Annotated in this window: 4 protein-coding genes and 1 pseudogene; 2 read left to right on the top strand and 3 right to left on the bottom strand. The window is 71.4% G+C overall.

Going from position 1 to position 6,997, the window contains the following annotated elements:
- The 3 genes and pseudogenes from AB0C82_RS20000 to AB0C82_RS19990 form a co-directional block, all read right to left on the bottom strand.
- Positions 1-1,147 (bottom strand): annotated as a pseudogene (locus tag AB0C82_RS20000) (hypothetical protein); the annotation flags it as partial.
- 669 nt (positions 1,148-1,816) lie between these two features.
- Positions 1,817-2,431, bottom strand: coding sequence for a hypothetical protein (locus AB0C82_RS19995; RefSeq protein WP_362843581.1), 615 nt, complete (start codon positions 2,429-2,431; stop codon positions 1,817-1,819).
- A 112-nt stretch (positions 2,432-2,543) separates the two neighbouring features.
- Complete coding sequence (locus tag AB0C82_RS19990) at positions 2,544-3,413, bottom strand: (2Fe-2S)-binding protein (RefSeq protein ID WP_362843578.1); 870 nt, start codon at positions 3,411-3,413, stop codon at positions 2,544-2,546.
- A gap of 297 nt (positions 3,414-3,710) precedes the next feature.
- Between AB0C82_RS19990 and AB0C82_RS19985 the strand changes: the two genes are divergently transcribed.
- Complete coding sequence (locus tag AB0C82_RS19985) at positions 3,711-4,898, top strand: ATP-grasp domain-containing protein (protein ID WP_362843575.1); 1,188 nt, start codon at positions 3,711-3,713, stop codon at positions 4,896-4,898.
- A complete protein-coding gene (locus AB0C82_RS19980; protein ID WP_362843572.1) occupies positions 4,895-6,682 on the top strand; it encodes an IucA/IucC family protein in 1,788 nt (595 codons plus the stop codon). Before AB0C82_RS19985 ends, AB0C82_RS19980 begins: the two co-directional genes overlap by 4 nt.
- Positions 6,683-6,997: the final 315 nt, after the last annotated feature.

Here is a 6,997-nt window from a genome sequence, read left to right as displayed (position 1 = left end):
GTCCGTTCGCCCCGACGAACCAGACCTCCATGCTGCCCGGGATCCGCGACACCGCCGTGACCGAACCGGTCGTCGACGCACTGCCCGCAGGAGCCAGCTCGAAGCGCTGCCAGTTGGCACCCTCGTACCAGTAGGCGCTCTGCACAGACCCGTCAGCGCCGATCCACCAGATCTCCATGCTGCCCGGGATCCGCGACACCGCCGCAATCGAACCGGTCGTCGACGCACTGCCCGCAGGAGCCAGCTCGAAGCCCTGCCAGTTGGCACCCTCGTACCAGAACCGGTCCTGCACCGAACCGTTCGCCCCGACGAAGAACGTCTCCATGCTGGCCGGAATCCGCGACACCGCCGCAACCGAACCACTCGTCGACGCACTACCCCCTGGGGCCAGCTCGAAGCCCTGCCAGTTGGCACCCTCGTACCAGAACCGGTCCTGCACCGAACCGTTCGCCCCGACGAAGAACGTCTCCATGCTGGCCGGAATCCGCGACACCGCCGCAACCGAACCACTCGTCGACGCACTACCCCCAGGGGCCAGCTCGAAGCCCTGCCAGCCGGGATTGCGGGCCTCGAAGGTGAGTTCGTAGCGGCCACCGTCGCCGCTGATGTCGACCGAGGCCCGGATAGCCTCGCCGGCCTCTGCTCGCCGCAGCTCGTCGGCCGAGAACCGCAGCTCCCGTATCCCGACCCTGTCATCGAAGTTCGGCGCGCCGGTGGGCGTGCCCATCGCAGAGTCGATGTCACGGATCAGCGCCGCGACCTTGTCCGCACGGCTGGCGGTGAGGCTGCCGAGCACCGACCCGCCGACCACGCCCTTGACGACCCCGCGCAGGGCCTCTGGGTCGCCGTCGTCGTTCTCCATCAAGCCGACGACGAAGATGGCACTGTCCGGGTCGGTCAGCGGGGCCGGCTGCCCGTTGATCCCCCAAAATGACAGCGCCGCGCCTGGGGCGTCATGCGTCTCCTCGTCGTCCACATCGCCGAACCCGTAGCGGACCACGTCAAAGGCCGGCAGCGGGACCGCGAACCCTTCGACGTTGACGGAGGACGCGAGGTTGACAGCTGTGACGAGCGCGTACGGCTCGTCGGCGCCGACCTCGTCTGTCTCCTCATGGCAATGGATGCTGCGCAGATACGCCTGGATCATCTTTCTGCCCTTTCGTTCCTCGGTGGACAACCTCGCGGCCCATGGGCGAAGCGGGAGAGTGCGAAGTGCGGCGAGGGCCTGATCCGCGCGGGTCAGCCGGACAGTGAGCCCCTCGGGTTTCAACGTTCTACCGGAGTCCGATGACGGACCCCACGTCGACGCGTCCCCTTCGCCCAGAAGCGTTCTTGATTGATTGCGGCTCTATTCCGTCGCCGACGTCACCGTCGCGTAGTAAATCGAAACACGCGGAGACATTCTGCTGGCACCGGGAACCGAACACTTCATCATCATGCGCTTCTCCCGCAGGCGGCGCACCTGGGTGAATCGTCGACTGAACTTGCCCACTCAATAGGGTAGTTCGGCGATAAATAATTGGCGCTTCATTAATTTATGTAACCCTCAGCTTAGTTCAAACCCAAACGGATCTCGTGACGCACACCGAGGGTCGTTCCGGTGCACACAAGGCCGAACTCGCCGTCGTTTACTACTCGCAGAGTGGAGTGGCCGCCAACCCATCTGCCCTGAAAGCGTTTTCTCACCTGGAGGAGAACCGTCCACTCTCTCAATCGTGATTTCCAGGTCATACACGCCCGTCGCGGAGCGGCTACTCTCGAACCGGCCCTTTCACATGCTCACGTCCGGACCGGTCACCACGTGGCCGGCCGTCGCTCAGAGGTACGGGCCCGCGAGGAGCGTCAGCGGAACGCCCACGGCGAACGGCGTCAGGCTCAGGACCCACCACGGCTGGTGCCGGGGTTGGCGGGAGAAGGCGAACGACAGCGCGCCCGCGCCGGCGGCCAGCACCGCGTAGCCCACGTACCACCCGCGCTCCATCGCGTCGCGCCCCCAGAGGCTGATCCCCGCGCTCCTCAGTTCCGCGTCGATCGCCGCCCCGGTGAACTGGTCGCCCCACGCCGCCGTCACGGACGCCACCTGGCAGATCGCCAAGCCCGCCAGCGAGAGGAGCAGGGGCGTGGGGAAGCGCTCCTCCATCGCGTGCCGCGTGCGCCAGACCAGGTAGATCACCACGGCTACGACCGCCGGTGCGACCGAGACGAGGCAGGCCGCCGTATAGAGCGTCGAGTACGCCGCGTCTCCGGCCGCGGAGGGCGCGCCGCTGGTCGCTGCCGCACCGAGAGCCTCGGCGCGGTCGAGGAGCCGCCAGGTCTCGGGGATCACCGCGAACAGGAGCAGCAGCCATACTCCGACCGCCGCGGCGACGAGCCATCGTTGCGCGGGAGCAGTGAAACGACGGAGGTCGAGCACCTGGTCAGGCGTGGTCATGAGCGGATGATAGCCACACGCTCCGGGCCACGACCGAGCTCCGTCCACCGGCCTCGGCAGCGGGATCCTGGCATCGGCAGCGGCAGCCCGGCCTCGTCAGCGGGAGCCTGCCCTACGTTGCCGGGGCCGGGTCGCCCTCCAGTCTGCGGAGGCGTTCCTTGTCGCAGGTGCGGGGGCAGGTGATGCATGCCTCCGCGGGGCGGATCGTGTAGTAGAGGCAGCACCCGAGCCTGGTGCGTGTCGGGTGACGGGCGCCGTCCCTGGTCGTGAGGTGGCGGAAGGCCGCGCCGGCCGGGAAGGGGGCGAGGGGGCCGGGCAGGAGGGTCTCCGTCGCCTGTAGGGCCTCCGTCTCCCGGCCGAGCATTCGGCCGAGGTACCAGATCGCGGAGACGAGGTCGTCGCCTGCCATGCCCCACAGAGCCCGGGGTCCCCGGCGCAGCCGGGGCGCCATCGCGGTCAGCAGGGGGCCCACGTGGTCGGCGACCGCGGTGCGGAGTTCGGTGCGGAGCTCCTCCTCGTCCGCCACGACCCGGGTGCCGGGGAGGCCTGCGGCCGGGTCGCCGGGGAGGCAGGAGAACGTGCCCGGCGTGATGTGCAACACGCCTGCGAGCAGGTCGACTTGGACGTCACGCGGGTCGACGTGCGGCACGCGGCGGTCCAGGTGCCAGGCGCCGCCCATCAACAGGCCGGTGGTCCAGAGGTAGTCGTGCAGGGCCCGGGACGCGGCCACGTCGGGGCGGGGGTCGTGGTCGTGGCGGGCGCGGATGCGTGACGCCTCCGCCTCGACGAATGCGGCGAGGTGGTGCGGGTCCGCCGCCAACTGGTTCGCGGTGGGGCCAAGTTGCGGAGAGTGGGCGCCCGGCCGGGCGAGGGATACTCGCAACGCATCGCAGTGGGCGACGAGGCGCAGGTAGGTCTCGGCGAGCGGGGGCGCACTCTGCGCGGCGGGGCCGGTCGGTGGGGCGGCCGGGGCCACGGTCATCGGCACTCCTTGAACGACAACACACGATCTTCGAGGAAGGTAAGGCTCACCTTATCCAGGATTTCGCAGCTCGCGACCACGCGGCGCGGCGGACGCGGCGCCCAGGTCGGGCCGGGCGGGCCGATCGACACGGTTAGGCTTGCCTAACCTGCGGCGATGGCCGTCGGCGTCGGGCTGCCGAAGCAACAGCAGCGAAGCGGTAGTAACAGAAGTCACCACGGGGGTGGGCCGACGCCCGCGCCGACGGCCCGCCCCCGTCGTCTCCGCGCCCTCGGTCGTCCTTCGGAAGTGGTCCCCATGCGGTTGTACGTCCTCGCCCTCAATCCCACCGACTCGGTCACCGAAGGCTTCCTCCCAGCGGCACGCCGGCTCGGCCTCGGCGTCACTCTGCTCACCGACCGGCCCGAGCCCCACCTGCTCGCCCACCCGGACATCGAGACCCTCCCGTGCGACGTACGCGACTTCCGCGCCGTCATCACCCGCATCGCGACGCACCACGAGCCGGCCGCCGTCTTCACCAACAGCGACCACCTCCAGACCCAGGCCGCGCTGGCGGCCGACTTCTTCGGCCTGCCGGGCAAGGACTGGCGCGCCACCCTGCGCGCCAAGGACAAGGCGCAGATGCGCCGCCACCTCGCAGCGGCCGGAGCCGACGCCGTGTGGTCGGCCGAGCTGCCGCCGGGCACGCCCGCCGACGCCCTGGCCGCCGCTGCCCCGTACCCCTGTGTGGTGAAACCCCGGGAGGGGGTGGCCAGCGAGGACGTCGTGCTCGTCACCGGCCCCGAGGAACTGGCGCTGCGCTGCGAGGAGATCCGGGCGCGGCGGCCGGACGGGGCGCTGGTCGTCGAGGAGTACCTCGCCGGGGAGCTGTACACCCTCGAGACGCTCGGCGACGGGCACGTGCGCCACGTCCTGGGCGGCTTCCACACCGAGCTGTCCGCGCCCCCGTTCTTCATCGAGGAGCGCATGACGTTCGTGCCCTCGCATCCTGCGGCGATCCTCCGGCAGGTACTGACCCAGCTGGACGTCCTCGGCGTCGGGTTCGGCGCCTGCCACACCGAGTTCGTCGTGCGCGAGGGGAGGGCCAGGATCATCGAGGTCAACTACCGGGCGATCGGCGACCAGTGCGACCTGCTGCTGGAGCAGCTGCTCGGCATCCCCCTCTTCGAACACATCCTGCGTACGCACCTGGGTGAGCCGCTTCCCGCCTCGCTCGGCGCCCGTACCGACGGCCGCGCCCTGATCGACTACCCGTGCGCCGGGCACGCCGGCACGCTCACGTCGGCGCCCGGGGCGACGGACCTGCGCAGCGACGGTGTGGCCCTGACGTACCGGCCGCTGCGTGGCACCGGGGAGCGGCACGAGCTGTACGGCACCAACCGGGACTACCTCGGGGTCGTCCGCGCCACCGGCAGCGACCAGGGCGCCGTGGACCGGGTCGTGGCGGACTTCCTCGCCGCGCGGCGCTGGGAGATAACGCCGTGACGGCCCCGGCGACGACGGAGCACGGAAGCGCCGAGGGAGAGCTCGTCCTGCGCGTACTCAGCGCGCTCCTGCGCGAGGACGTGGCCGGGCTGCGCACCCGCAGCACGGTCGTGGAGGCGCCGGACGGCCGCTGGCTGCGCCTGCCGGCAGGCGCCCCGGACGCTGACCGGCCGGCCCACGACGCTCTGTTGCTGCCTGTCGGCGACGACGGCTACCAGTGCGAACTGGCCGCCCGGCTCCCCCTGCTGAGACGCGAGTCCGACGGGATCCGGCTGCACACGTCCGACGCGATCCTCACCGCGCTCGCGCAGCTCGCCGACCCCGCCGACCGGGCCGGCTTCGCCGCCTTCGCCGAGGAGTGCCGCCAGACGCTCGCCACCGTGCGACTGCACGACGCGACCCGCGACGAGGTCGCCACCGCTCTCACCGCCCGCTACGGCAGCGGTCCGGCCGCCTGGACGGGGCCGGCCGGCGGCCTGGCGCACGACACGCTCGCCGCCCGCCTCGACCACCCCGTGTACCCGACGGGCCGCGGCCGGTCGGGTCTCACCGTCGGGCAGCTACGCCGGTACGCACCCGAGTTCCATCCCGCCTTCGCCCTGCGGACGCTCGCCCTGCTCCGGGACGCCGTCACCGTGCGGGGGCCGGACTCCTGGCTCTCACCGTCGGCGGCCGGACTGCCTGAGCTGGAAGGCACCCATCTCGCCCTGCCCGTACACCCGCTGACGTTCGGCGCCCCGCTGCTGGAAGCCCTGCGCGCCACCGGCCTCGAACGGAAGGCGGTCCTGGCCGAGCGGGCCGGCCCGGAGGTCGTACCGACCCTGTCGATGCGCACCGTCGCCCTCACATCCGACCCCACCCTCCACCTCAAACTGCCGCTGGCCACCGCCACCCTCGGCCTGCGCAACCGGCGCACCATCAAGCCGGGCACGCTGGTCGACGGCGCCGCGGGTCAGCGGCTGGTCGAGACGGTGACCGGCCGCGAACCACGCTTTCGCGATTCGATCCTGCACGCCGACGAGACGCGGTACGCGCACGCCGGGCACGAACTGTTCGCCGTCCTCCTGCGCCGCTGTCCGGCCGGACTCGACGATGCCGTCGTCCTGCCGATGGCGGCGCTCCTGAGCCGGGCCCCCGACGGCCGACTGCTCTGCGACCACCTCGCCGACCGCTTCTACGCCGGCCGGACGACCGATCTCCTCGACGCCGTCCTGACTCTGCTCTTCGACTGGCAGACCACCCTCTTCGGATACGGCATCGCCCTGGAGTCCCACCAGCAGAACATCTCCCTGGTATTCGACCGGCACGACCACGGGCAGGCACAACGCCCCCGTCTGCGGCTGTTGTTCAAGGACAACGACGGGCCCCGCGTCAACGCGTCCCGGATGCGCGACGCACTGGGCGAACAGGCGCCTTCTGAAAGCGACTTCGCCGACCCGAGGATCTTCTGTGAAGGCGACGGCCCGGTCGTCGACCTGTTCACCACCATCACCGTCCACCTGTGCGCGGGCGCGTACGCCTTCGGGCTCGCCCGGCACGGCCGCGCCCCGCTCGACGTGCTGCTGCGGCTCGTACGCGACCGGCTGGGCGAGGCCGTCGACCGCCTCGGTACGGCCCCGGGTGAGCCCGGGAACGTACTGCGCAGGCAGGTCCTCGACGCGCCGCGGCTGCCGGTCAAGGCCATGGTCAGCGCAGGGACGCTGCTCACCAAGGAGCGTTCCGGCGCGGCCGACATCAACAAGCACTACACGACCGGGCCCAACTACCTGCTGCGCGGGGCGTGAGGCGTGATGAGGTCGGGGACCGGAACGACTGCGGGGATCAGGACGACGGCGGGGGCTGCCAGGCAGAAGCGGGCGGCCACGGCGCGCGCCGGGCGGCGGCCGAACGCGGGCCGGACGCCCGCAGCGCTGAAGAGACCGGCGCCGTCCAGGGCCCTCGCCCCGACACAGGCGGCGGCGCGGGCGGCCCAAGCCCCGACACGCGCAGCGCTCCTCCTCGCTCCGACCGCCTTCGCCCCGCCGGCCCCGCCGACCCTCCTCGCCCCGCCGGCCCCGCCGCAGCCCGCACCAGCGCGTTCGGGCCGGCCGCCCCCTGCT

It is taken from the genome of Streptomyces sp. NPDC048560 (genome assembly GCF_040650955.1).
GTDB lineage: Bacteria > Actinomycetota > Actinomycetes > Streptomycetales > Streptomycetaceae > Streptomyces.
The sequence above is the reverse complement of the archived record's forward strand: the minus strand, read 5'-3'. Positions and strand labels throughout refer to the sequence as shown.

Coding starts and splice junctions, on each gene's coding strand:
- AB0C82_RS19995 (WP_362843581.1), bottom strand. CDS start 2,431: ATGACCACGCCTGACCAGGTGCTCGACCTCCGTCGTTTCACTGCTCCC.
- AB0C82_RS19990 (WP_362843578.1), bottom strand. CDS start 3,413: ATGACCGTGGCCCCGGCCGCCCCACCGACCGGCCCCGCCGCGCAGAGT.
- AB0C82_RS19985 (WP_362843575.1), top strand. CDS start 3,711: ATGCGGTTGTACGTCCTCGCCCTCAATCCCACCGACTCGGTCACCGAA.